The 24,006-nt window shown below is 73.9% G+C and carries 18 protein-coding genes and 1 pseudogene; 7 read left to right on the forward strand and 12 right to left on the reverse strand.

The window, feature by feature from the left end; translation table 11 throughout:
- The first annotated feature begins 245 nt into the window (after positions 1-245).
- A complete protein-coding gene (locus IO33_RS0142600) occupies positions 246-776 on the forward strand; it encodes a hypothetical protein (RefSeq protein ID WP_031174406.1) in 531 nt (176 codons plus the stop codon).
- 105 nt (positions 777-881) lie between these two features.
- On the opposite strand, the gene IO33_RS0142605 is transcribed toward IO33_RS0142600, so the two are convergent.
- From IO33_RS0142605 to IO33_RS0142645, 9 genes and pseudogenes are all read right to left on the reverse strand, one after another.
- The gene (locus IO33_RS0142605; protein WP_031174407.1) at positions 882-5,618 is read right to left on the reverse strand and encodes a collagen-like triple helix repeat-containing protein; all 4,737 of its coding nucleotides are present in this window, start codon (positions 5,616-5,618) and stop codon (positions 882-884) included.
- Between the two features lie 57 nt (positions 5,619-5,675).
- A complete protein-coding gene (locus IO33_RS0142610; RefSeq protein WP_031174408.1) occupies positions 5,676-6,554 on the reverse strand; it encodes a hypothetical protein in 879 nt (292 codons plus the stop codon).
- A gap of 133 nt (positions 6,555-6,687) precedes the next feature.
- Positions 6,688-8,217 carry a hypothetical protein gene (locus tag IO33_RS0142615; RefSeq protein ID WP_031174409.1) on the reverse strand — a complete coding sequence of 510 codons (1,530 nt, stop codon included), beginning with the start codon at positions 8,215-8,217 and terminating at the stop codon, positions 6,688-6,690.
- A gap of 132 nt (positions 8,218-8,349) precedes the next feature.
- Complete coding sequence (locus IO33_RS0142620; protein WP_031174410.1) at positions 8,350-9,039, reverse strand: GntR family transcriptional regulator; 690 nt, start codon at positions 9,037-9,039, stop codon at positions 8,350-8,352.
- A 525-nt stretch (positions 9,040-9,564) separates the two neighbouring features.
- A pseudogene (locus IO33_RS0142625) lies at positions 9,565-10,392 on the reverse strand (SGNH/GDSL hydrolase family protein); the annotation flags it as partial.
- Entirely contained in the window at positions 10,389-11,564 is a 1,176-nt protein-coding gene (locus IO33_RS0142630) for a glycosyltransferase (RefSeq protein WP_031174412.1), read from the reverse strand. The pseudogene IO33_RS0142625 and the gene IO33_RS0142630, both read right to left, overlap by 4 nt.
- Entirely contained in the window at positions 11,561-12,688 is a 1,128-nt protein-coding gene (locus IO33_RS0142635) for a glycosyltransferase family 4 protein (RefSeq protein ID WP_031174413.1), read from the reverse strand. The genes IO33_RS0142630 and IO33_RS0142635 overlap by 4 nt, the downstream gene beginning before the upstream one ends.
- Positions 12,689-12,873: 185 nt before the next feature.
- Complete coding sequence (locus IO33_RS0142640; RefSeq protein ID WP_031174414.1) at positions 12,874-14,292, reverse strand: hypothetical protein; 1,419 nt, start codon at positions 14,290-14,292, stop codon at positions 12,874-12,876.
- A 301-nt stretch (positions 14,293-14,593) separates the two neighbouring features.
- Positions 14,594-14,986, reverse strand: coding sequence for an ankyrin repeat domain-containing protein (locus IO33_RS0142645; protein WP_031174415.1), 393 nt, complete (start codon positions 14,984-14,986; stop codon positions 14,594-14,596).
- Positions 14,987-15,297: 311 nt separating this feature from the next.
- On the opposite strand from IO33_RS0142645, the gene IO33_RS0142650 reads away from it, so the two are divergent.
- Positions 15,298-15,492, forward strand: a complete 195-nt coding sequence (locus IO33_RS0142650) for a hypothetical protein (RefSeq protein WP_031174416.1) — start codon at positions 15,298-15,300, stop codon at positions 15,490-15,492.
- 40 nt (positions 15,493-15,532) lie between these two features.
- Positions 15,533-17,134, forward strand: coding sequence for a P-loop NTPase family protein (locus IO33_RS0142655; protein ID WP_031174417.1), 1,602 nt, complete (start codon positions 15,533-15,535; stop codon positions 17,132-17,134).
- 162 nt (positions 17,135-17,296) lie between these two features.
- On the opposite strand, the gene IO33_RS0142660 is transcribed toward IO33_RS0142655, so the two are convergent.
- Positions 17,297-18,805, reverse strand: a complete 1,509-nt coding sequence (locus tag IO33_RS0142660) for an SCO1417 family PLP biosynthesis transcription factor (protein WP_031174418.1) — start codon at positions 18,803-18,805, stop codon at positions 17,297-17,299.
- A gap of 101 nt (positions 18,806-18,906) precedes the next feature.
- Here IO33_RS0142660 and yczE point away from each other — a divergent pair, with 101 nt between their 5' ends.
- The 4 genes from yczE to IO33_RS0142680 all read left to right on the forward strand — a co-directional run bounded on the left by yczE (position 18,907) and on the right by IO33_RS0142680 (position 22,390).
- The gene (gene yczE, locus IO33_RS0142665; protein WP_031174419.1) at positions 18,907-19,560 is read left to right on the forward strand and encodes a membrane protein YczE; all 654 of its coding nucleotides are present in this window, start codon (positions 18,907-18,909) and stop codon (positions 19,558-19,560) included.
- The gene (locus IO33_RS0142670; protein ID WP_031174420.1) at positions 19,557-20,333 is read left to right on the forward strand and encodes a glycerophosphodiester phosphodiesterase family protein; all 777 of its coding nucleotides are present in this window, start codon (positions 19,557-19,559) and stop codon (positions 20,331-20,333) included. The genes yczE and IO33_RS0142670 overlap by 4 nt, the downstream gene beginning before the upstream one ends.
- Positions 20,334-20,387: 54 nt before the next feature.
- Complete coding sequence (locus IO33_RS0142675) at positions 20,388-21,737, forward strand: MFS transporter (protein WP_031174421.1); 1,350 nt, start codon at positions 20,388-20,390, stop codon at positions 21,735-21,737.
- A 278-nt stretch (positions 21,738-22,015) separates the two neighbouring features.
- Positions 22,016-22,390, forward strand: a complete 375-nt coding sequence (locus tag IO33_RS0142680; protein WP_003977404.1) for an RNA polymerase-binding protein RbpA — start codon at positions 22,016-22,018, stop codon at positions 22,388-22,390.
- Between the two features lie 96 nt (positions 22,391-22,486).
- Here the strand turns inward: IO33_RS0142680 and fxsA are convergent, their stop codons facing one another.
- Both fxsA and IO33_RS0142690 read right to left on the reverse strand, forming a co-directional pair.
- Complete coding sequence (fxsA, locus tag IO33_RS0142685; RefSeq protein WP_031174422.1) at positions 22,487-23,044, reverse strand: FxsA family membrane protein; 558 nt, start codon at positions 23,042-23,044, stop codon at positions 22,487-22,489.
- A gap of 140 nt (positions 23,045-23,184) precedes the next feature.
- A complete protein-coding gene (locus IO33_RS0142690) occupies positions 23,185-23,982 on the reverse strand; it encodes a polyprenol monophosphomannose synthase (RefSeq protein WP_031174423.1) in 798 nt (265 codons plus the stop codon).
- Positions 23,983-24,006: the final 24 nt, after the last annotated feature.

Here is a 24,006-nt window from a genome sequence, read left to right on the forward strand (position 1 = left end):
CGGTACCCGCGCCCGGCCCGACCGGGATGTCACGGCCGGGCGGTTGGCTTGTTTTTTTCGCCGACAGGGAATCTTCCCGCGCTCCCGTGCGTCCTTCTCTACGGGAAATGGGGGCGGAATCGGCCACAGGAGCCGCATCCCGCACCCCGGCGGCGTAAAACAGCGCAAGCCGGGCAGCCACTGGGGAGTCGGAGTCCTGTGACTCCGGGGCGAGCGGTCTGCTGGCGGTGGGGAGTGACACGGTGATGGGCACGGCGGAGCGGCGCGAGGCGCCGGAGGAGAGCGTGGCGGGACGCTCGACGGCACGGTGGGGCGTGGAGGCCCCGGATCGCGACGTTCCGGCGCCCGGGCGCGCCAGGGAGGCCGCCGGTGAACAGCAGCAGGACTACCGGCCGTTGTGGGTCGAGGAGCCCGCCCGGCGGCACCCGCTGCCGGACCCGGTGCGTACGGCGGCGGTGCGGGCGGTCCTGATCATCGCGGTGACGCTGATCCAGGCGATGGTGGCGTTCCTGTGCACGCTGGCCGGGACCTGGCTGGCCTTCCCCATGGTGATCAGCAGTGTGGCGAGCACGGTGGTGGCCACCTGGGCCGTGGTCGACGTGTGGGTGACCCGCCAGGTGTGGAGCCAGCGGTACGGCGTGGTGTCCGAGCCGAGCAGTACGGCCCGCTCACTGCGCCGTGAGCGACGCGCCCGCCGCCGCGAGGAGCGCGCGGCCCTGAGCGAGCAGGAGCGGATACGCCGGCGGGGCGGCGCCGGGCAGTTGTCGCACCCCTGAGGCGGGGTGCTCAGGCATGGCGCCGGCCGCCTGCGCGCCGGGCGATCACGGGTTGGGCGATCACGGGCCGGGCCGCCGGCGCGGCCCGGCCGGTACCCGGGCGCCCTACGGAGCGCTCGGGGCCGGCTTCTTGTACATCCTCGTCGCCGTGATCTCGCTGTGCCCCGCTTCTCCCGCCTGGGGCTGCTGGGGCAGGCCGGGCCGAAGGTGTTCCTCCACGCTGATGTACTTCAGGCCCGCCCGCAGGTCGGCGTCGTTGCGCAGGCGGATGACCAGCGGGAACTCCGCCAGGGCGGTCGTGTCGAACAGACCGGTGGTGTAGAGCAGCTGCACGCCCAGCGCGTCGGACACGGCGCGCTGGAGCTCCAGCAGGTACGTCGCGTTGGCGCGGCCGATGGGGTTGTCCAGGAACAGCGTGCCGGCGTGACGGTGCTTGTCCCGCCCCCGGTCGTTCGAGCGCAGCGCGGCCATCGTGCAGTACAGCGCGATGGCCGCCGTGAGCAGCTGGCCGCCCGAGAACACGTCGCCCATCTGTCCGACCGGGACGCGCTCGGCCCGCAGTACGGCGTCGGGCTTGAGGATCTCGACGGCCACGCCCTTGGGCTGCAGCGCCGCCGCGACGCCGCGCAGCAGCAGTGACACGCCGTCGCGGCGCAGGTCGGAGTTCTTCTTCACGGCCGCGCGCGTGGCCTCGTCGATGACCTCGCCGAGGCGTTCGGTGAGGGTGGCCTGATCGGGTTCCTCGAAGCGGATGCGCAGGAACTCCTGTCCCGACCACTCCCCGAGCCCCTCCGGCAGCCGGGAGAGCCGCTGGGCGGACCTGAGTGTGGCCAGCGCCGACTCCACGAGCCCCCGCAGCCGGTCCACGATCGAGTCGCGGTTGCGCTCCAGCTGCGCCAGCTCGTCGGTCAGGACGCGCAGTCGGGGTGCGAAGGCGTCGGCCCACTTCTGGGCGTGCTCGGGCAGCGCGGACGCGGGCAGCTCGCGGATCTGCTGCCGGGCCGGGGTGCGGACCTGCTCGTAGCGCGTGGAGTTGGCGTGCCGGACGAGTACGTCGCTCGCCTCGCGCACGGCCGCCTCGGCGGCGGACAGGTCGGCGGCGCAGCCACGCAGTGAGCGGCGGGCCTCGGCGGCGGACTGCCGGGCCTCTTCCAGGCTCCCGGGGTACGGCTCGGGTTCCTCCTGCTCCTCCTCGGCGGAGTGTTCGCGCAGCAGGTCCCGGAGCATCGCGGCGATCTCGTCGAAGCCGCCGGCCGCGTCCTCGGCGGCCCGGTGGGCCTCCAGCAGCTCGGCGTGCGCCTCGCGGGCCTCGGCCAGGGCCCCGGTGCGGGCGGCGAGTTCGCCCGTGGCGGTGCGCAGCAGCGCCTGGGCGTGCTCGGCGTCGCGCGGGACGAGCTCCTCGGGCAGCTCGGTGTGCGCCTCGCCGTCCTCGGGGGCGTGTCGCTCGGCCTCGCCGCGCAGCCGGCCGAGCTGCTCGCTCGCGCTGGACATACGGGTCTCCAGGAGCTGCACCAGCTCCTCCGCGCGTGCGGCGGCCGCCTGCCGGGACGGCCCGTCGGAGCCGTCGGGCGACTGAAGCAGCTGCTCGGCGCGGGTGCGGACCTTGTTGCTGAGCCGGTCCAGTTCGGCGCGGGCGGCGCTCTCGTCGCTCTCCGCGCGGGCCTGTTCGGCGCGCAGGTCCGCGCCGACGCCGACCTTCTCGTACACCTGGGAGGCGGCCCGGTAGGCCTCGCGGAGGGCGGGCAGGGACGCCGTGGGGGCGTCCGTGTCCTCTTCCGGTACGTCGTCGGGGGCGCCGGCGATCTCGGAGCGCTCGGCCCGCAGGGCACGCGCGGTACGGCGGGTGTCGTCGGCGGCGCGCTGGGCGGCGCGGCGGTCCTCGTCGGCGGCGCGGGCACGCTCCAGGCAGGCCTGGGCGCGGGCTTCGGACTCCGCTGCCTCGTCGGCGAGTTCCCGCAGGCGGGCCTGCCAGCCGGCCCGCTCGCGCAGCCGGTAGGCGAGTCCGGCGAGGGCGTCGGCGGCGCGGCGGGCCCGCTGCGCGGCCTCCTGCCGCTCGTCGCGGACCTGTACGGCCTCGGCGGCGACCTCGTCGGCCTCCGCGCGCAGGGTGCGCGCCTCGGCCAGCTCGGCCTCGGCCTCCTCGGCGAACGCGCGGGCTTCCTGGGCGGTCCGGGCCAGTTCGGTGAGGCGGCCTGCGGGGCAGCCGGTGCGCCAGGAGGCGAGCCGGGCGGCCAGTTCGCGGTCCTTGCCGAGGCGGGCGGCCAGGGCGCGGATCTCCTCGTCGCGTGCGGTGGCCCGCGCGCGCAGCGCCTGGCGTTCCTCGTCGGCGGCGTGTTCGTCGTGCATGGCCGGGTTCGGCGGCACGAGGAACACGTCGCCCGGGGTGGCGTCGGCGGCGGGGGTCGGGGCGAGCAGGGCGGCCGCCGTGCCGACGGCGACGGCGGAGCGCGGCAGCAGGGCGGCGTCGGCGAGCGCGTCACGGGCACGCGCGTGTGTGTCCGGGTCGGTGATGATCACACCGTCGACGAGCTCCGGCCGGGCGGCTAGCACGCGCGCGTGGTCGGCGGGGTCGACGGCCTGGGCGAGATAGCGCCAACCGGGCAGTGCCGGAATACCGTGCTCGCCGAGGAACTCCACCGTGGCCAGCACGTCCGGGCCGGGCGGCAGCAGTCCGCCGTCGCCGAGCGCGCCGAGGATGCGGGAGTCGTCGGCGGCGGCGGTGCGCAGGTCGAACAGGTGCCGTTCGGCGGTCGACACGGCGTCGTCGAGAAGCGCACGCAACTCGTCGGCGAAGCGGTCGAGTTCCTCGGGGGCGAGGGGTCCTTCGGCACCTGGGGTGCCGTCGGCGCCCGGTCCCGTCGGTTCTCCGGCGCGCCCGCCCGCGGAGCCGTCCGCTTGCCGGCCGGGTCCCGCCTCGGTCGGGCCGCCTGCGGCCCCCATCGTGTCGTCGGCGCCGGACCGTGGACCGGGCACCCCGGCGTGCGCGGCCGCGGGCGCGCCGGGCAGGCTCAGCAGTTCCGCGAGCCGCTCCTCGGCGGCCAGGGACTCGGCGAGGCGCCGCTCGGCCTCGTAGGCGCGCTCGGTCGCCGTCGCGGCGTCGGCGGCGCGGGCCGCGGTCAGCTCCGCACGGGACTCGGCGGCGGCCGCCTCGCGCGCGTGCTCGGTGACCTTGCGGGCGGCCTCGCGGGCCGCGTCCCAGGCGGTGACGGCGGTCTTCTCGGCGTCGCTGGCGGCGAGCGCGGCACGGGCCGGGTCGGCGTCCGGTGCGCTGTCGTCGAGCCAGCCGGCGCGGACGGCCTCGGCGGTCTCCTGCTCGACCTCGGTGAGACGCTGGCGCAGATGTCCGGCCTCACTGCGGGCGCGCTGTGCCTCGGTCGCGGCGGTGGTGGAGTCGCGGTAGGCGCAGTCGCTGACCTCCTGGAGCGCGGCGGAGCGCTCCTCCTCCTCGTTGGCGAGGGCCTCGGCGCTGCCGGCGGCCGTGTGCAGGGCCCGTACGAGGTCCACGGCGGCCTTGGCACGCGCGGCGAGGGCGGGCGCGGCGTCCCGCTCGGCCTCCTGGATGGCGGCGGACACGCGCGCGACACGGTCGGCGGCGGCGCGGTGGCGCAGCACGGCCTCGGCGGCCTGCCAGGCGGAGTGCAGGGTGCGCGCGTCGGCCAGCTCGCGCTTCTGCGCGGCGGCGGACTTCTCGGCGGCGGCCAGCGCCAGGGAGGCGTGCCGGTAGGCGAGTTCGGCGGCGATCAGGGCGCTGCGCTCCCGCGCGCCCTCGGAGTGCGTGACGGCGTACGCGGCGGCCGTGACCCGCTGGGCGAGGTCGGCGGCCCGCACCCGCTCCCGCACGGCCCGGGCGGACAGCCGCCGGGCGAGCGTGCGGGTACGGCGCTCGGCGCCGCCGTGCACGTCACGCGCGCGTGAGCGGGCGTCTGCGGCCTCGACGATCCGTCCGAGCAGGTCGACCGACCCGGCGGTGAAGTCCCGCTCGGCGATCAGCTCGGCGCGCCGACCCAGCTTGTTGCCGAACCCGCTGACGAGATCGGCGAGGCCGTCGGTGTCCCGGGTGTCGGTGACCGCGCGCAGCAGCAGGTCGGTGAAGTCGGAGTCCTTCTTGACCGCGAAGAGGCCGGCCGCCTCTCCCTCGTCGGCGTTCATCTCCCGCTGGTAGCGGAAGAGTTCGGGGTCGAGGCCGAGGTCGCCGAGGTGCTCGATCCAGCGGTCGTGGATCTCCTCCCAGTGCACCTCCAGGTGCGGGTAGGCCTTGCCCGCCTCGGTCAGGGCGTCCCGGAAACCCTTCATGGTGCGGCGCCGGCCCTGGGCACCCGAGGTGCCCTCGGCGGACGGCCGTACCGCGGTGGACTCGGCGACGGGCAGACCGTCCAGGCTCAGCCCCGGGCCGGGCCGGAACGAGTACCAGGCCTCGGCGAACTTGCGGGGGTCGTTGGAGACCTGCCGCCCGCGCCACTCGCTGACCTTGCCGACGACGACGCACTCGCCGGTCTGCACGTGCTGCCACTCCAGTGCCACGTGCCCGCAGTCGTCGGCGAGCAGGAACTTGCGCAGCACACCGGAGCTGGCGCCGCCGAGGGTGTTGCGGTGGCCCGGGAGCATCACCGAGAAGATCAGCTTGAGCAGGACGGACTTGCCGCCGCCGTTCTCCAGGAAGAGCACACCCGCGGGCGCGGGCCGGCGCGGCGGGCCGGACGGCTCCTCCTCGAAGAACTCCGCCTGCGTGGGCGCCGGGTCGGGCACGGGCTCTCCGACACCCCGCAGGTCAAGCACGGTGTCGGCGTAGCGCGCACCGGCGGGACCGATGGAGTAGAGGCGGACCCGGGACAGCTCGTACATGGCGGACTCTCGTCGTAAGTCTTCGTAGGTGTGCAAAAACGTGCGGTGGTGCGGGGGTCAGGAGTGGAACGGCAGCCCGGCGTCGGCCACCAGCTCCAGGTCCTCGGTGTCCTCGGCGGGCAGCAGGCTGGCCGTGCCGTCGGTCACCGGTACGACGCCCAGCTCCAGCAGTTCGGCCAGGGCGGCGCTGCCGGCCAGGTCGCGGACCTGGAGCTGGTAGCGGGCGGTGGTGCGGTATGTGCCGCCGCTGTCCTCGCCGGTGCGCTGCAGAAAGCCCGAGTCGGTGAGGAACGCGAGGGCCTTGGCCACGATGCCGGTGGTGGAGGCGGCGGGCCGGCGGGCGTCCTTGGTGGCGCCGGTGGCGCTGCGTCTGGCCCAGATCCGCCAGGCGGCCTCAAGGCCGGGCGTGTCGGTCGCCGGGTCGGTGTTCTCGCCCATTTCCTCGGCGCGCTCCTCCAGGCGCCGGCAGGCCTGCCGTACGAAGGCGTCGACGCCGTTGACGGAGACGCGGCCGATGTAGGAGTCGTCGGCCAGGTCCTCCGGGCGCGGGAAGGCCAGTGCGGCTGCGGCGAGGTGGGCGAGGCCGTGCAGGAAGCGGTCGCCGGAGTCGGCGGTGGTGCGACGCGCGTAGTCACCCATGCGGACGGCGAACACCGAGTCCTCGGCGGCCGTCACGGCCATGCCCGCGCGCGGGGACACCTCCAGCACGACGAGCCCCAGACCGGCGGCGACGGCGTCGGCGAGCCGGGCGAACGCCGGGTCGTCGCGGTACCGGCGCAGCAGCTCGGTGTACTCCTGGTCCCGCGCGGGCTGCAGCTTGGGCTGCAGCCCGAAGGCGACGAGCCGCGCCGCGTCGGCGGCGTCGGCGGGGGTGACGGCGGAACCGGCCGGCGCGGCGGCGGGCTCGGGCTCACTCCGGTCGACGTGCTCGGTCACGGACACAACTCCTTGATCTTGAAACTGCGGGCGGTGGCGGCGTGTTCAGGGGCGCGGGACGGTATCGGACTGCGGCTGTGGCGCGGGGCGCGGCGAGCCGCGGCGCACCCGCGCGCGCCCACCGGCGCAGCCATCACGCCGCCTCCGTCCTGTCCGCGGCCATCCCCACCGCGTCCAGCAACGCGGTCCCCACGATGAGATCCGCCCCGCCGAACTCGGGATCGTCCAGCTCGGTCCCGTCGTCCACGGCGAACAGCAGCTTCTCCTCGCCCTGCCGGTAGGCGGTGCCCACGGCTGGGCTGGCCGCGTGGACGGCCAGCAGCGCGACCAGGTACGCCAGATCGGGATCGCCGGTCCGGCGGGCCTCGGCCAGCAGGCCCGACAGTCTGCGCGGTGCGTCGGCCGGCAGATCCAGCAGCTCCGTCGCAGCGGCGAGCTGCTCCTCGCTGAACCGGCTGTCGTCCGGTGTGGCGATCAGATCCGGCTCCGGCATCTCCGCACCCAGATGCTCCCGCTCCACCGGTGGGGTCAGCAGTATGTCGACGAGGTCGGCCACCCGTACGGACACGGGTGTGCGCAACCCTGTGCCGTGCGCGAAGAACGCGTCGGTGACGTGGATCGCCTGCTCCAGGGGCAGCGGCAGGACGGGGGCGACGAGGTGGCCGTACAGGTCGATCCCGGACGTCGTCGCCGGGGTCGCGAAGGCCTGCCGGTCCTGCTCGGCGCGGAACAGCGGGCCCGCCTCCAGCAGCCGCGACTGGAGCTGGGTGTGCCGCCGGATGCAGTCCTTGACGATGTCGACGAGTTCGGCGGCCCGGCGCTTGTGCTCGGGCTCCTCGGTCTCGTCGCGGGCCTTGCGGATGTTGGTGAGGATCGCGTTCTCGTGGCGATAGCGGTCGGCGACGTGGTCCAGGGCCTCGGCGATCATGTCGGGCACCGTGTTGAGCCAGTCGACCGCGCGGACGTTGCGCCGGGTGGCCTCCAGGGCGCGGCGCAGCGTCTCGGAGTACTGCACGGTGCGGTAGCGGGCCTGTTCGGCGGCGAGCTGCGCGTCGGCGAGCCGGCCGCGGTTGATCAGCACCTCCAGCTTGACCTCGGCGGCGATCTGGGCGCTGGTGACGTCGGTGTCGAGGGCGCCGACCAGGACGTTGACCGCCTCGTCCGTGGTGCGCAGGTAGACCGTGCCGCCGGGGCCGGGGACCTCTTCGATCAGCTTGAAGTCGTAGTCCCTGCGGACGTACGTGCCGTCCGGCGCGAAGGTGCCGTAGACGGCGCGGAAGCCGCGGTCGACGCTGCCGACGTTGATCAGGTTCTCCAGCACCCAGCGGGCCACGCGCTCGTGCTCGGCGGTCGGCCGGTGCGGGGCCTGGGCGGCGATGCGCGGGACGAGGCGGGCCACGATCTGCTCGTGGTCGGCGCCGGTGTCGAAGTCCATGTTGAGCGTGACCAGGTCGATGGCGGCGAGGGCCACCTCGGCCATGCCGTACACCGAGTACTCACCGGCCAGGTTGGCCTTGCGCGCGTCGAGGTCGTGCAGCGGCGCGGTGCAGGCGAGCGCGCGCAGCCGACGTGCCAGCCCCTCGTCGGCGGCCGGGCCCGGTGCCGGGCGCGGCACCGCGCTGAGCTGGGGCGGAACGCTGTCCGTCGATGCAGGCGAAGTCACGGTGCACAGACTAGGTCCTTGGTCTGACATCGACCCAAACGGTGCGGGTCCACCGGTTCGGCCGACAGGGCTGTGCGTCGTCGCCGGCCCCGCCCCGCGACGGAGCCGCGGATGGACACGGTCCCGCGCTCCTTACGGGGCGACGCGCCGCCGGTACACCTCGACCACCCGCTCCAGCGAATCGGTGAGGTAGGTCTCCAGCAGCCGCTCCGCCTCGCCCTTGTCCCCGTCCTGCAGCGCCTGCAGGATCTGCCGGTTGCGGACCAGGTAGGGCTCGTGCAGCCGGCGCGGGTCGTCGACGACGTGGAAGGCGAGCCGCAGTTCGGCGAAGACGCTGCGCATCAGCTCGTCGGTGCGTTCGCTGCCGGCGAGGGCGACCAGTTCCCGATGGAAGTGGATGTTGGCGGTGCCCAGGGCTTTCCAGTCCGTGCCGGCGGACGCGGCCTCTCCCTCGGCGACCGCCGCGGCGACACCGTCCAGCCGGTACGGCGCCTCGCCGAGCCCCCGGACGACGGCGCATTCGACCAGGGCACGGGTGCGGTAGATGTCCTCGACGTCCTCGACGGTCAGGACCCGCACGAACACCCCGCGGTTGAGTTCGTGCACCAGCAGGCGTTCGTGCGTGAGCAGCCGGAACGCCTCGCGCAGGGTGTTGCGGGACACGCCGAGCGCCCCGCCGATGCCGTCCTCCGACAGCCGGGTGCCGGGCGGGAAGAACCCGTCGGCGATACGACTGCGGAGGATGTCCGAAACCCGCTCCGCCGTGCTCGTACGCCCCAGGAGCGACCGGTCGTCGGCCAGTGCCGTCAGCTGCTCTGCCATGCCCGGAATTCAATCGCACGCACCAGGACGAAACAACATGCGTATCGGGGGATCGTTCAACGATCCCCTGCAACGACCTGCCGCCACGCCGCCGTCCGGTGTCGGTGCTCCCCGGCCACGGCCGGGCCACGGTCCGGGCGCCGGCCCGGGCGGGTGCGCCGATCCGGCGCGTCGGGTCCCGCCCGCGCTCGGCACGGTCCTGGTGCCACCAGGACCGTGTCCCGGTGCTGTTCCCGGCCGGCCCCCGGCCGCTGGACCCTATCCGGTGATCGCGCCGGTCCCCGCCACCGGCCTCCCGCTCACCGCACCGGCCGCATCCGGGACCGGTGCCTCAGGGGCCATGACCGCCGGCGTGGCCTCGCGGACGGGCAGCGTGACCGCGTGCGCCGCGGCCGGCACCGCGGCCCCGCCGAGCTGAGCCTGCGCGGTGGCCGCGCCCGGCATCACACCCGCACGCCCCGGAGCAGGGACCGGTCTCGGGCCGACAGGGTGCCGCCGGGACCCGACGCTCTCGCCGTCGCGCTCCGCCAGGGCGGCCAGCGCGGCGGAGGCCGCCACCGAGGCCCGCAGGTCGAGGAGAGCGCTGGTGCCCCGGGCCCGGTGGTGCAGCTCGTCGGCGGCCAGGTGCAGCAGCTGCGGCAGCAGGTCCCTGCAGCGCCGGGCCACCCAGGCGGTGCCGGCCGTGGCCAGCCACAGCAGGCTCGCCGCCCGGGTCGGAGCGGGGAACTCCGGAACGGCCGACGGTGCCTGTCCCGTCGCACGGCCCGCTTCGGTGAGCAGCGCGTGGAAGCGGACGGCGAGCTGGCGGTGGCCGCGCTCGCCGGGGTGCAGCCGGTCCGCGCTCCACAGGGACCGGTCGGTGATCCAGGCACCGTCCGCGGCATGCAGGTGTACGGCCCCGTAGCGTTCGGACAGCGCGTGGACGACCGTGTTGACGGCCCGTTGCCGGCGGGCCAGGGGGCGGGCCAGGGCGCTCGGCAGGCCCAGCATCGCGCCGGGGTCGGGCAGGCAGGCGGTGAGCACGGTGGCGCCCTCGCGGGTGAAGGCCGCGTAGACCTCGTCGAGGTGGGCGGCCACCGCCCGGATGTCGAAGGTGCGGCGCAGCGTGTCGTTGACGCCGATCACCACAGACACCAGGTCGGGGCCGAGTCCGCGGGCGGCCGGCGTCTGCCGTTCCAGTACGTCATGGGTCTGCGCACCGCTGACCGCGAGGTTGGTGAACTCCACGGTGCCGGGGGTCCCGGCGAGGGAGGGCGCCAGCAGCGCGGCCCAGCCCCGCCAGCCGTCACCGACGGGATCGCCCACGCCCTCGGTCAGCGAGTCCCCCAGGGCGACGAAACGGACGGGTCTCATGCCACGCCCTCCGGCAGCGTGCGACGTACGGCGGCGGGACGGAGCACCTCCGCGTCGTGCGCCGCCAGGAACGCCTCCACGGCCGCTCCCCAGCCGAAGCACTCCGCACGCGCGCGTGCCGCGTCGCGACGGGCGCGCCCGTCGCGGTCCAGGAGCAGCTCCACGGCGTCCGCGAACGCCTCGCCGCGGTCCGCCGCGGTCGCCCCGGCGGAGCCGATGATCTCGGGCAGCGCGGAGGACGCGCTCGCCACGACGGGCGTACCGCAGGCCATGGCCTCCAGGGCGGCGAGCCCGAAGGTCTCGGCGGGACCGGGCGCGAGGGCGACGTCCGCGGTCGCCTGGAGGGCGCCGAGCGCGGCCCGGTCGCAGACGTGCCCGATGAACGTGACGGGCAGCCCGCGCTCCCGCGCGCGCTGCTCCAGCCGGGCCCTGAGCGGCCCGTCCCCGGCCACCACGAGCACCGCCTGCCGCCCGCGCCGTATCAGGGCGTCCAGGGCGTCCAGCGCGGTGCCGGGGCGCTTCTCGACCGACAGCCGGGAGCACATCACGAGCAGCGCCTCTCCCCCGCGCGCGTGCAGGGTGCGCAGGCCCGGGTCGTACAGCGCGGGGTGGCGTTCCATCAGGTCGACGCCCAGGGGGGCGCGTACGACGTTGCGCGCGCCGATGCGCACGAACTCGCGCGCGGCGAACTCCGTGGTGCACACCACCCGCGAGTAGACGTGCGCGGTGCGGGTGTTGAGGGCGTCGGCCGCCCGGCGGGAGAGGTTCTCGGACAGGCCCCAGGTGCGCAGCACGCCGTCGGCGGTCTCGTGGGAGACCATCACGGCGGGCACGCGCGCGCGACGGGCCCAGCGGCCGGTCCAGCGCAGGGTCGTGCGGTCGGAGACCTCCAGGCGGTCCGGGGCCAGCTGCTCCAGGAGGGCGGCCACGCGGCGCTTGTCGGTCAGGACGCGGTAGCCGCCGGTGCCGGGCAACAGCGGGCCGGGCAGGGTGATGACCCGGCCCTGGTCGGTGTCGCGGTCGGTGTGCCGTTCGCCGGGCACGATCAGCACGGGTTCGTGGCCCGCCGCCTGGAAACCCCTGCCCAGCTCGCGCAGGGCGGTGCGCAGGCCGCCGGAGGCGGGGGCGACGAAGTTGGCGAGCCGGACGATGCGCAGGGACTGGCCGGTCATGCCGCCACCGCCGTCCTGCGCGCCGCGAGGACGTCGCCGTAGTGGGCGATCAGCTGGTCGCCGACGGCGGCCCAGGTACGGCCCTCGACCATCGTGCGGGCGGCGGCGCCGAACGCGGTCCGCCGGGCCGGGTCGGCAGCCAGGGTGCGGACGGCCTCCGTCACGGCGGTGGCCTCGCGCGGCGGGACGAGGAGTCCGGTGCGGCCGTGGGCGACCAGGTCCAGCGGGCCGCCGGCGGCGGGTGCGACGACCGGTACCCCGCTGGCCATGGCCTCCTGGACGGTCTGGCAGAACGTCTCGAAGGGGCCGGTGTGCACGAACAGGTCCAGTGAGGCGAAGATCCGCGCGAGGTCGTGGCCGGTGCGGCGGCCGAGGAAGACGGCGCCGGGCAGCGCCTCGGTCAGGGGGGCGTGGCTGGGGCCGTCGCCGACCACCACGACCTTGACGCCCTCCAGGCCGCAGGCACCGGCGAGGAGTTCGACGTGCTTCTCGGGGGCGAGCCGGCCCACGTAGCCGATGATCAGTTCGCCGTTCGGGGCGAGTTCGCGGCGCAGCGCCTCGTCACGGTGCTCTGGCCGGAAACGTACGGTGTCCACGCCACGCGGCCACAGCCGGACCCGGGGCACACCGTGCGCCTCCAGGTCACCGAGGGCGGCGCTGGAGGGGGCCAGGGTGCGGTCGGCGGCGGCGTGCACGGAGCGGATCCGCCGCCAGGCGGCCGCTTCGCCGGCGCCCATGTAGGTGCGGGCGTATCCGGCCAGGTCGGTCTGGTAGACGGCGACGGCCGGGATGCCCAGCCGGGCGGCGGCGGCCATGCCGCGGACGCCGAGGACGAAGGGGCTGGCGAGGTGCACCAGGTCGGCGCGGTGCGCAAGGAGCGCCGCGGCGAGCCGTCGGCTGGGGAGGGCGACCCGGACCTGGGGGTAGCCGGGGAGCGGGAGGGAGGGGATCCGGACGACCGGGCACGGGGCGTCCGTGTCCGGTCCGCTGCCGGGAGCGGGGGCGGGGGCGACGACGAGCGGATGGTGACCGCGATCTACGAGGTGCCGGGCGGTCTGGAGCGCGCAGTGGGCCACGCCGTTCACATCGGGGGGAAAGGATTCGGTCACGATGACGACACGCATACGGGTGTTGTCGCCGCGCAGGACGTGGCCGCGTCAACTTCGATCTTTCCGCCCGGGGAACGTCCCATGAGCGTTGGGCTGCACACCCGAGCAGGTCAGACGGCCGTCATGACCGCCTGACCTGCGGGACACCCGGTGTTCACACGGCGGGCGGTCGTCCGCCCGGACCGATGTGCGGTGCGGGGTCAGCCGAGGGCGGCGTCGGGTCCGAAGCGGCTGCGGACCGCCGTCTGCACTTCCGCCTCCTCGGCCGGATCGGCGGCCAGGCGGCGAAGGCGCTCCGCGACCCGGGCGTCACCGGTCTCGGCGTGCCGGGCGGCGATCTCGCGGGTGGTCTCCTCGCAGTCCCACAGGCATTCGACGGCGAAGCCGGTGGCGAAGGAGGGGTCGGTGGCGGCCAGGGCGCGGGCCGCGCGGCCGCGCAGATGGGAGGAGGCCGTCTCGCGGTAGACATGGCGCAGCACGGGGGCCGCGCAGGCGATGCCGAGGCGTCCGGCGCCGTCGACGAGGGTCCACAGGGTCGGCGCGTCGGGACCCTCGCCGCGCACGGCCTCCCGGAGGGCGCCGAGGACGTGGTCGCGGTCCTGGACGCCGCCGCGGCAGGCGAGCATGCGTCCGGCGGCGGCACCGAGCGCGTCGGGGCGCTGGGCCCAGCGGCGCGCGCGGTCGACGGCGGCGACACTGCGCATCCGTTCGAAGGCGTCGACGGCGGCCTCCACGACGACGGCCGTGCCGTCGGCGACCGCGGCCTCGACCAGGTCGAGGGCGTCGGGGTCGTTGCTGTCGGCGAGATAGCGCAGGGCGGTGCAGCGGGCCCCGTCCATGCCGGTCCGTGCCGCCTGGACGATCTCCGGCCGGTCCTCGGGGCCCGCCACGGCCACCAGGCAGCGGGCGGCCGGCACATGGAGGGCGGCACCGCGCTCCATGCCCTGCTGGGCCCACTCGAACACGGCGCGCACACTCCAGCCGGGGCGCGGACCGCTGGGCCGCATCTGACGCTGCCAGCGGTCGAAACAGCCGGTCTCCTGTGCGGCACGCACGCGCGTGGCGATCGATTCGCGCGGATCCTCCGCCCACAGCCGCCAAGGCCTCGGCTCGAAGGCGTCGCGCACGGCGGCGGCCAGCTCGGCCTCGCCCTCGGGGTCGGTGGTGAAGCGGGCCAGGACGGGCGCGGCGAGGGCCCGCAGGCCGGCGTCGTCGTCCCGCAGGGCCAGCTCGTCCAGCGCCCAGGCCCAGTTCGAGCCGTGGGCGGCGTACCGGCGCAGGAGTTCGAGCGCGTCGCGCCTGCCGTAGGAGGCGAGGTGCCCGAGGACGGCCAGGGCGAGGCCGGTGCGGGACTCGTCGGTGTCGAGGACGTCCTCGGAGTCGAAGAGGTGCGCCTCGATGGCGTCCAGCTCGCCGTTCAGGTCGAGGTAGAGCCGGGCGTAGTAGAGGGAGCGGTTCTCCACCTGCCAGTCGTGGCGGGGATCGCGCAGCACACAGTGGTTCAGAGCCGCGAGCGCTTCGGCGCGCGGGGCGGTGAGCGCGTGCAGCGTGCCGTCGCCGCGGCCCCGCTGGAGCAGGCCGAGCAGCGTACCGCTGGGCGCTATGACCGGATCGAACATGGGAAACAGCCTCACATCAAGCGTCGACGCAACCGGAGAACACGCACTACCTGGCCGCGTGACACAACGTCGGAGCGCCCGCCGTCTCTTGCTTGCTGAAGACCATTTCTCTCTGCCTCTCGTCTGTGGCCCAGGCGGACCGCATCACGGTCCGCGCGGTGCGGCATCACCTGCCCAGCCATCGCGTCCGTGAATCACGTCGTCATGATGACCCGGCCGTTTGCGCTGCCGCGACCGTATTTCCGGCGGCCCTTTACCGCCTCCCCCGTTTTCTGTGTCGTACCTGGTCAGGACATGCGCGTCAGTGCGCGCCGAACAGCTCCAGGAGTTCCGTCTTGCCGAACATGCGGGCGGTGTCGACCGCCGACGGCGTGCCCGCGGCGGGGTCGGCCCCGCCCTCCAGAAGCGCCTTGATCACTCCGGTCTCGCCCTTGAAGACGGCACCCGCGAGCGGGGTCTGACCCCGGTCGTTGATCTGGTCCGCCGCGGCGCCCCGGGTGAGCAGGGCGCGCACCGCGTCGGCGTGGCCGTGGTAGGCGGCGAGCATCACCAGGGAGTCGCCTCGGTCGTTGGTGAGGTTGGCCGGAACGCCGGCGTCGACGTACGCCACGAGCGCTTCGGTCTGCCCCTGCCGGGCCAGATCGAAGATCTTGGTCGCCAGCTCCACGACCTCGGGGTCGGGGGCTTCACTCATCGGCGGGACCGCCTCTCCTCAAACTTCGGGGACTGCAGGGAGCGTACGACAGCGAGCGGAACACGGCCGTACGAGTGAATCGCCAGCGTACTGGCTGGCGCGGCACATGACCCGATGTGCCGGAGGTAAAGATCAGCGACAGACGCCCCTGGAGGCAACAGGCCTGGCCCGCCGAAGCCGGGGCGACGCCGCCGGGTGGGCGAAATCAGCCACATTTCACCCAGTTGCACCTTTAATCGTATGGATACATCCTGTGATCCTGGAAGAACTCATGGTGACTGTCCCCCACCTTCGACACCAGGAGGCCCGAAATGATCCTCTCCCTGTCTGGCGTGTTCCTGCTCGGCGTTGTCGTGTTCCTCTTCTTCCGCAAGGACGGACTGAAGGGCTCGCACGCCACGGTCTCGGCCCTGTTCGGCTTCTACCTGTCGAGCACGGCCATCGCCCCGAGCATCAAGGCCGGCGGCGAGAGCCTGGCCAGTCTCCTGGGCGGCCTCAAGTTCTGATCCCGCCCGTCCCACCCGCACGCACGACCAGGAGTCAGCAGTGGCCCGGCGTCCTCTCCCCCGCATCCTGAGCAAGGACAGCGCCCAGATCGCCCGGATGCAGCTCGCCCGGAGCCGGGAGCTGGCCCGGACGGCGGCCGACAGCGCCACCGACGTCCTCCACCCGCTGATCACCGTCACGCGCGGGCTGCGCCGGCTGGCCTCGGCCGGGCGGCGCAGATGGGTGGACACGCCGAAGGACAAACGCGGGCCGCTGCTGTTCCTGGTGGCCTCCGTGATCCTGGTCGTGGTGCTGGCGCCATACGGGCCGCTGCTCGCCGTCATCACCCTGATGTCGGCGGCGGCCTGGCAGGGCCGCGACCGCACGCCCCCGGCCCCCGAAGGGCCCGACGAGTCCCAGACCGTACGCCTGCAGTCCCTCTACGAGGCCCTGGTGCCGTACTTCTCCGGCGCCGAGGACCCGGCGCCGCTGTACGCGCACGGCGGGGAGTGGGAGAAGGCCTTCCCCGCCCACGAGTTCGACGACTCCGGGCGCGTCGGTCAGCTCGTGATCCGCTACCCCGCCTACTTCCCGGACGGCGAGCCCGACGCCCGCGCGCGCATCGAGCAGCTGCTCACCGCGAAGGCCGGCCGGGGCCGCGAGTACCACTTCGCATGGGACGAGGAGGGCAACCAGCTCACCCTCACGGTCCTTCCGCCGCTGCCCGCCGACATCCCCGCCCAGCACTTCGTCACCGCGCCGGGCGAGACCGTCCTCGGCTTCACCGACCCGAGCGAGGTCCACCGCACGCTCCCGCTCTCCTACGGCGAGGAGCAGATCGACGTCCCGCCGGTCGTCTGGCGCACCGGCGTGCGCTCCACCGAGCCGCATCTGCTGGCCGTGGGCCACCCCGGCAGCGGCACCTCGACCCTGCTGCGTTCGATCGCCCTGCAGGCCCTGCGGTACGGGGACGTCCTGATCGTCGACGGCGGCGGCACCGGCGAGTACGCGTGTCTGACCGGCCGGGACGGTGTGCTGGCCGTGGAGTGCGCGCTGCCCGGTGCGCTGGCGAGCCTGGAGTGGGCCGCGCAGGAGACCGAGCGGCGGCTCATCGCCATCAACCTGGCCCGGCAGGCGGGCGACCCGCCGCCGGCCGACGCCCGGCGCCCGCTGTGGATCCTGCTGGACCGCCCGTCCGTCTTCACCCACCTCGCCGGGACCGACGGCCGCCCGGACCCGCAGACACTGCTCCAGGTGCCGCTGCGGCACGGCCGGGCGGCGAACGTGACCGTCGCGGTGGCCGAGCAGTTCGACAGCGCGGAGGTACTGAGCGACGCGGTACGGCAGCACACGCGCGCGCGTGTCGTGCTCGGGCCCGCTGCGCCCCGGCAGGTGGAGGCCGCGCTGGGGGCTCCGCCGCACACCACGCCGGTGGGGCACGTGCCTCCCGGGCGGGGGTACGCCCGGCTCGGGGTGGGAGCGGTGCACCGGCTCCAGGTGCCGCGCACGCCGGACCCCTACGACGACGCCACCAGCGACGCCGACCGGCAGGCCGTGCTGGAGCTGCTGCCGCCACGGGCCACGGCCGTGGCGGCGGAGCGGACGGATCTCACGAAGCCGGCGGCGGGAAGGGCGCCGGCAACCGCGGAGGCGGCCGGGTAGCCCGTCGGGTTCAGGCCGTCTGCCGGCGCGGGTCCGCCCGGCCGCTCGCGCGCTACCCCGCGGCCCGTCGGGACGCCGCGCGGCGTCGGCCCAGGGCCTTTCGGATCCGGCCGGCTTCCGGGTGACGGTGCCTTCTGACGCCGGCAAGATCCAAGGGAGGCTCTAGGCCACGAAGGTGCGCGGCGCCTCCGTGCCCCCCGCGCCCCCGTTCTCCACCAGCCGGGCCGCCGCGGCCAGCCGGACCGCCGCCTCCTCCGCCACCGCTCCCCCGACGGTGAACGGGAGCCGCACATAGCCCTCGAAGGCGCCGTCCACCCCGAAGCGAGGGCCGGACGGAACACGGACCCCGGTGCGCTCACCCGCTTCGGCGAGCCGCGAGCCGGACAGGCCGCCGGCGCGGACCCACAGGGTCAGGCCGCCCTTCGGGGTGTCGAACTCCCACGTCGGCAGTTCACGGCGCAGCGCCGCCACCAGCGCCTCCCGGTTCTCCCGGGCCTGGGCACGGCGCAGCTCCACCGCCTGCTCCCAACCCCCGGTACTGAACAGCCAGTTGACGGCGAGCTGTTCGAGCACCGGCGTCCCCAGGTCGGCGTAGGCCCGCGCGGCGACCAGGCTGCGGATGACGTCCGGAGCCGCCCGTACCCAGCCGATGCGCATGCCCGCCCAGAACGCCTTGCTGGCCGAGCCGACCGTGATGACGGTCGAGCCGGACGGATCGAAGGCGCAGACCCGGCGCGGCATCCCGCCGCCCGCGAACTCCTCGTCCAGCCACAGCTCGCTCATCGTCTCGTCGGCGACGAGCACCGTACCGGCCGAACGCGCCGCGTCCACCAGCCGGCGCCGCTGGTCCTCGTCGGCGAGCGCACCCGTGGGGTTGTGGAAGTCTGCGACGACGTAGGCGAGCCGGGGCGCGGCCTCGCGCAGGACCTGGCGCCAGCGGTCCATGTCCCAGCCGGACAGCCCCTGGGCCATCGCGACGGGGACCAGGCGGGCGCCGGCCTCCCGCATCAGCTGCAGGATGTTGGCGTAGGACGGGGACTCGACCGCGATGCGTTCACCGCGGCCCGCGAAGAGGTGGCAGATCGCGTCGATGGCGCCCATCGCGCCGGTGGTCACCATGATCTGCTCGGGCATGGTGGGGATCCCGGAGGCGGTGTAGCGCTCGGCGATCATCGACCGCAGGGCGGGCAGACCGGCCGGGTAGTCGCCGTGCGTGTGGGCGTACGGCGGCAGTTCCTCCAGGGCGCCCTGCACGGCGCGGGTGAGCCAGGGCTCAGGCGCCGGGAGCGAGGCGCAGCCGAGGTCGATCACCGAGCCGAGGGCCTCGGGGGGCAGGGGTTCCAGGCCGCGGGCGGGCAGCGGGTTGCCGGCCGGTACGGCCGTCCAGCTGCCTGCGCCCCGCCGGGACTCCAGGAAGCCCTCGCTGCGCAGCGCCTCGTAGGCGGCGGCCACCGTCGTACGGCTCACGGACAGGGCGAGGGCCAGCTCGCGCTCCGCGGGAAGCCGGGCGGCCACGGGCACGCGGCCTTCGAGCACCAGCAGCCGGATGCCGTCGGCGAGGGCACGGTAGGCGGGCGGACGGCGGGTGCCGGGACCGGCCGGGCGTTCCTGCTGTGAGTTGAGGAGCCGGCCGAGCTGCGCGGCCCCCATGGCAGAGGTCCACTGCGCCATGAAGATCAGTCCACCTTCCCCGAATTGGCCATGGATGGCGATTCATCCCAAGCCACAGAGTGACATGCGTCAGGCCACCGCCACCACCCAGGGGGTATCTCGTGTCCACTCGGCACCGTCTCGGACGACGGTTGATCCAGCTGTACGCCGGTCTCGCGCTCTACGGGGCCAGTGCCGCGCTGCTCCTGCGGGCGGGCCTGGGCATGGAGCCCTGGGGTGTACTGCACCAGGGGCTCGCGAAGCTGACCGGGCTGACCATCGGCGTGGTCTCGATCATCGTGGGCGCGGCGGTCCTGCTGCTGTGGATCCCGCTGCGCCAGCGCCCGGGTCTCGGCACGGTCTCCAACGTCTTCGCCGTCGGCCTCGCGATGGACGGCACGCTCGCGCTCGTCCCCGACGCCCGTTCCGTCGTCGTACGCGTCCCGCTGCTGTTCGCGGGCATCGTGCTGAACGGCGTGGCGACCGGCCTGTACATCTCGGCGCGCTTCGGACCCGGTCCGCGCGACGGGCTGATGACGGGGCTGCACCGGCGCACCGGCCGGTCGATCCGGCTGATGCGGACGGGGATCGAGGTGGCGGTGGTGGTCACCGGGTTCCTGCTGGGCGGCACCGTCGGGATCGGCACCGTGCTGTACGCGGTGTCCATCGGGCCGCTGGCGCAGCTGTTCCTGCGGGTGTTCGCCGTCCCGGCGGCATCGGGCGGCAGCACGGTGGTTGCCGCCGCGACACCCGAGGGAGTCATACTGCGGCCGTGACCCTCACGACACCGCCCGTACGCCACCCCTACCTCGACCATCCCGGCCCGATCGCCTTCGCCCACCGCGGCGGGGCCGCCGACGGGCTGGAGAACACCGTGGCGCAGTTCCGGCGCGCGGTCGAACTGGGCTACCGCTACATCGAGACCGATGTCCACGCCACGGCCGACGGCCGGCTCGTCGCCTTCCACGACTCGACCCTCGACCGGGTCACCGACGGCGCCGGCCGCATCGCCGACCTGCCGTGGCAGGACGTACGGCAGGCGCGCGTGGGCGGCCGGGAACCGGTGCCGCTGTTCGAGGAGCTGCTGGAGACCTTCCCCGAGGTGCGCTGGAACGTCGACGTCAAGGCGGAGCCGGCCCTGCGCCCCTTCCTGGAGCTGATCGAGCGCACGGACGCCTGGGGGCGGGTCTGCGTGGGCTCGTTCTCCGAGGCGCGGGTGCTGCGCGCCCAGCGGCTGGCCGGGCCGCGGCTGGCCACCTCGTTCGGCACCCGGGGGGTGCTGAGTCTGCGGCTGCGCTCATGGGGCCTGCCGGCCGCCGTGCGCCGGTCCGCCGTCGCCGCGCAGGTGCCCGAGGCCCAGTCGGGCGTCCCGGTGGTGGACGAACGCTTCGTCCGCGCCGCCCACGCGCGCGGGCTGCAGGTGCACGTGTGGACGGTCAACGAACCGGAGCGCATGCACCGGCTCCTGGACCTGGGTGTCGATGGCATCATGACCGATCACATCGACACGTTGCGCAAGGTCATGGAGGAGCGCGGCGTCTGGGTCTGACCCCGGCCGCCGCGTCCGAGCCTTCGCAGTTCAAGCGGGGAAGCGAGGGCACGGGTGGCAACCGACACCGCGCGGACGCAGGCGCCGGACGAGGCCGCCGGCCGGCGGCGCGAGCAACGCGGCTGGTACTTCTACGACTGGGCCTGCTCGGTCTACTCGACGAGCGTGGTGACGGTCTTCCTCGGCCCCTACCTGACCGCGGTCGCCGAGCGGGCCGCGGACGGCGACGGCTATGTGCACCCGCTCGGCGTCCCGGTCCGGGCGGGCTCCTTCTTCGCCTACACGGTGTCCCTGTCGGTGATCCTGGCGGTCGTGGTGATGCCGCTCGTGGGCAGCGCGGCCGATCGCAGCGGCCGCAAGAAGCCGCTGCTCGCGGCGGCGGCGTACACCGGGGCCGCCGCGACCACGGGCATGTTCTTCCTGGACGGCGACCGGTATCTGCTCGGCGGGGTGCTGCTGGTGGTGGCCAACGCGGCGCAGTCCGTCGGGATGATGCTCTACAACTCCTATCTGCCGCAGATCGCCCCGCCCGAGGAGCGGGACGCGGTCTCCTCGCGGGGCTGGGCCTTCGGTTACGCGGCGGGCTCCACGGTCCTCGTCGCCAACCTGGTCCTCTACTCGGCGCACGACTCCTTCGGACTGACCGAGACGACCGCCGTCCGCGTCTGTCTGGCCTCGGCGGGCCTGTGGTGGGGCGCCTTCACGCTCGTGCCGCTGCGCACGCTGCGCGACCAGCACCACGCACGCGTGGAGCGCGCCACGGCGCCGGGGCTCAAGCAGCTCGCGGCGACGGTCCGGGACATGCGCCGGCACCCGCTGACGCTCGCCTTCCTGTTGGCGTACCTCATCTACAACGACGGCATCCAGACGGTGATCTCGCAGGCCTCCGTCTACGGCTCGCAGGAACTGGGACTGGGCCAGTCGACGCTCATCGTGGCCGTGCTGCTGGTCCAGGTGCTGGCCGTGGCCGGGGCACTGGCGATGGGGCGGCTGGCACGGACCTACGGCGCCCAGCGGACGATCCTGGGCTCGCTGGTGGCCTGGACGGTCACGCTGGCGGCCGGATACTTCCTGCCCGCGAAGGCACCGGTGTTCTTCTTCGTGCTGGCCGCCGGGATCGGCCTGGTCCTCGGCGGCAGCCAGGCGCTGTCCCGGTCGCTGTTCTCCCATCTCGTACCGCCCGGCAAGGAGGCCGAGTACTTCTCGGCGTACGAGATGAGCGACCGCGGGATGAGCTGGCTCGGACCGCTGCTGTTCGGCGTGACCTACCAGCTCACCGGGAGCTACCGCTCCGCGATCATCTCCCTGGTGGTGTTCTTCGTCATCGGATTCGCGCTGCTGGCGCGCGTGCCGGTGCGCCGGGCGATCGGCGAGGCGGGCAATCCGGTTCCGGAAAAGATTTAGCCTCGATTTAGCGCTCAACACAAAAGGGCGGTAGTGTACGCCTTTGGCCTGCCAGGCGTACCGTTACTGCGCGTCAAAGATGCCGAAACGCTGGGTGACATCTGCTAGCAGATGTGACAAACCGGGCGCCGGTGGGTACAACAAGGGGCGGCTACGACGGCGACGCATGACCCGGAACGGGACACGGAACGGGAATCTTTACCGCCGACCGGACGTTGACCGGATGACGACGACAGCGACACCTGTCCTGTGGGCGACAAGCCCGGGAGGCACGATTCATGAGTGAGCGAGCTCTTCGCGGTACGCGCCTCGTGGTGACCAGCTACGAGACGGACCGCGGTATCGACCTGGCCCCGCGCCAGGCCGTGGAGTACGCATGTGAGAAGGGGCACCGCTTCGAGATGCCCTTCTCGGTCGAGGCGGAGATCCCGCCGGAGTGGGAGTGCAAGGTCTGTGGAGCCCAGGCACTCCTCGTCGACGGCGACGGCCCTGAGGAGAAGAAGGCCAAGCCCGCGCGTACCCACTGGGACATGCTGATGGAGCGGCGCACCCGTGAGGAACTCGAAGAGGTCCTTGAGGAGCGCCTGGCGGTTCTGCGCTCGGGGGCGATGAACATCGCGGTTCACCCCCGGGACAGCCGTAAGTCGGCCTAGTCCCTGCGGGCTGGGCGAAGACACACCGCACGAACAACCGCGGGCGCCGTACGAGACCGTACGGCGCCCGCGGTTTTCGCATGTCCGGAGACGGGCTCAGCGGGACAGCGGCGGGCGCTGCTGGTCTCCCGGCTCGGTCCGGTCCTCCCTGATGACCTCGCCCGGCACCACCTTGCCGTCGGGGCGGTGGATGCGGACCTGCTGGAAGGCGTCACCGAAGCCGCCCGGGGCGGCCGCGCGCAGCCTCTTGTCCAGGGCGTTCTGGGTGTATCGGCTCACGGCCTGCTGCACCGGCGGGAGCAGCAGGAGCAGTCCGGCCACGTCGGAGACCAGACCTGGGATCATCAGCAGCAGGCCGCCGAGCATCATCAGGCCGTTGCCACCGCCGCGCTCGGGTGAACCCCCGCGCTGCAGCGCCTCGTTGAGGCTCTGGAAGGCGCGCCGGCCCGCCCGCTTGATGACCACGGAACCGACCACGGCGCCCGCGACGAGCAGCAGGAACACGGTAAGTCCCCCGGCCGCGCCCGCGACCACGGTCAGCAGCCAGATCTCCAGCACCAGCCAGGCCGCGACCCCGAGCGGCAGATACCTGCGCAGCCGGGAGCGCCGGGGCCGGGTGGTGGGGTAGGGAGAGGTCGGAGCGCCAGTCGTCATGCTCCCAGTGTGCCTGGCCGCGGCTCAGCACGGGATAAGGGGATGATCGACCAGAACGGCCCCGAGCGGCCCAGAACGGCGGGGACGCCCGGCACCGCCGGAATACCCGGAACCGCCGGGGGCTCGGAGCCGGCGCTGACCTACGGGGTCCGCTTGTTCTTGCCGGTGATCTTGGCGATCCGGTCCCCCGCGCCCCAGGCGGTGACCCGCCACAGCGCCTCGACCAGGATGTCCTTGCTCATCTTGGAGTCGCCGAGTTCGCGCTCGACGAAGGTGATCGGGACCTCGACCACGTGGTAGCCGGCCTTGACCGAGCGGCGGGCCAGGTCGACCTGGAAGCAGTAGCCCTGCGAGGCGACCTCGTCCAGTCCCAGACCCTCCAGCGTCTCGCGCCGGAACGCGCGGTAGCCGCCGGTGATGTCACGCAGCGGCAGGTCGAGGGCGAGCCGGGAGTAGAGGCTGCCGCCGCGGGAGATGAACTCCCGGGACTTGGGCCAGTTCACCACCCGGCCGCCGGGCACCCAGCGGGAGCCGAGCACCAGGTCGGCGCCCTTGAGGGCGGTGAGCAGGCGGGGCAGTTCCTCGGGCTGGTGGGAGCCGTCGGCGTCCATCTCGACCAGCACGCCGTAGTCGCGCTCCAGGCCCCAGCGGAAGCCGGCGAGGTAGGCGGCGCCGAGGCCTTCCTTGCCCTTGCGGTGCAGCACGTGGACGTTGTCGTCGTCGGCGGCCAGCTCGTCGGCGAGCTTGCCCGTGCCGTCGGGGCTGTTGTCGTCCGCGATCAGCACGTGCGCCTCGGGGACGGCCTTGCGTACCCGGCCGACGATGGTCTTGATGTTCTCCGCCTCGTTGTAGGTCGGGATGATCACCAAGGCCGTGCCGATCGGACCGAACTGCCTCCCCTGGGCCTTGGCCTCGAGAGTCCCGTCGCCGTCGTTCACTGCTGCCCCTTCTGGTTGTACGCA

Source organism: Streptomyces durhamensis, assembly GCF_000725475.1.
In the GTDB taxonomy this organism is placed as follows: domain Bacteria; phylum Actinomycetota; class Actinomycetes; order Streptomycetales; family Streptomycetaceae; genus Streptomyces; species Streptomyces filipinensis.

Excerpts from the sequence above, each read along its gene's own strand:
- IO33_RS0142680 (WP_003977404.1), top strand. The coding sequence starts at position 22,016 with ATGAGTGAGCGAGCTCTTCGCGGTACGCGCCTCGTGGTGACCAGCTAC.
- IO33_RS0142650 (WP_031174416.1), top strand. The coding sequence starts at position 15,298 with ATGATCCTCTCCCTGTCTGGCGTGTTCCTGCTCGGCGTTGTCGTGTTC.
- IO33_RS0142660 (WP_031174418.1), bottom strand. The coding sequence starts at position 18,805 with ATGGCGCAGTGGACCTCTGCCATGGGGGCCGCGCAGCTCGGCCGGCTC.
- IO33_RS0142640 (WP_031174414.1), bottom strand. The coding sequence starts at position 14,292 with ATGTTCGATCCGGTCATAGCGCCCAGCGGTACGCTGCTCGGCCTGCTC.
- IO33_RS0142620 (WP_031174410.1), bottom strand. The coding sequence starts at position 9,039 with ATGGCAGAGCAGCTGACGGCACTGGCCGACGACCGGTCGCTCCTGGGG.
- IO33_RS0142605 (WP_031174407.1), bottom strand. The coding sequence starts at position 5,618 with ATGTACGAGCTGTCCCGGGTCCGCCTCTACTCCATCGGTCCCGCCGGT.
- IO33_RS0142630 (WP_031174412.1), bottom strand. The coding sequence starts at position 11,564 with ATGACCGGCCAGTCCCTGCGCATCGTCCGGCTCGCCAACTTCGTCGCC.
- IO33_RS0142645 (WP_031174415.1), bottom strand. The coding sequence starts at position 14,986 with ATGAGTGAAGCCCCCGACCCCGAGGTCGTGGAGCTGGCGACCAAGATC.
- IO33_RS0142600 (WP_031174406.1), top strand. The coding sequence starts at position 246 with ATGGGCACGGCGGAGCGGCGCGAGGCGCCGGAGGAGAGCGTGGCGGGA.
- fxsA (WP_031174422.1), bottom strand. The coding sequence starts at position 23,044 with ATGACGACTGGCGCTCCGACCTCTCCCTACCCCACCACCCGGCCCCGG.
- IO33_RS0142635 (WP_031174413.1), bottom strand. The coding sequence starts at position 12,688 with ATGCGTGTCGTCATCGTGACCGAATCCTTTCCCCCCGATGTGAACGGC.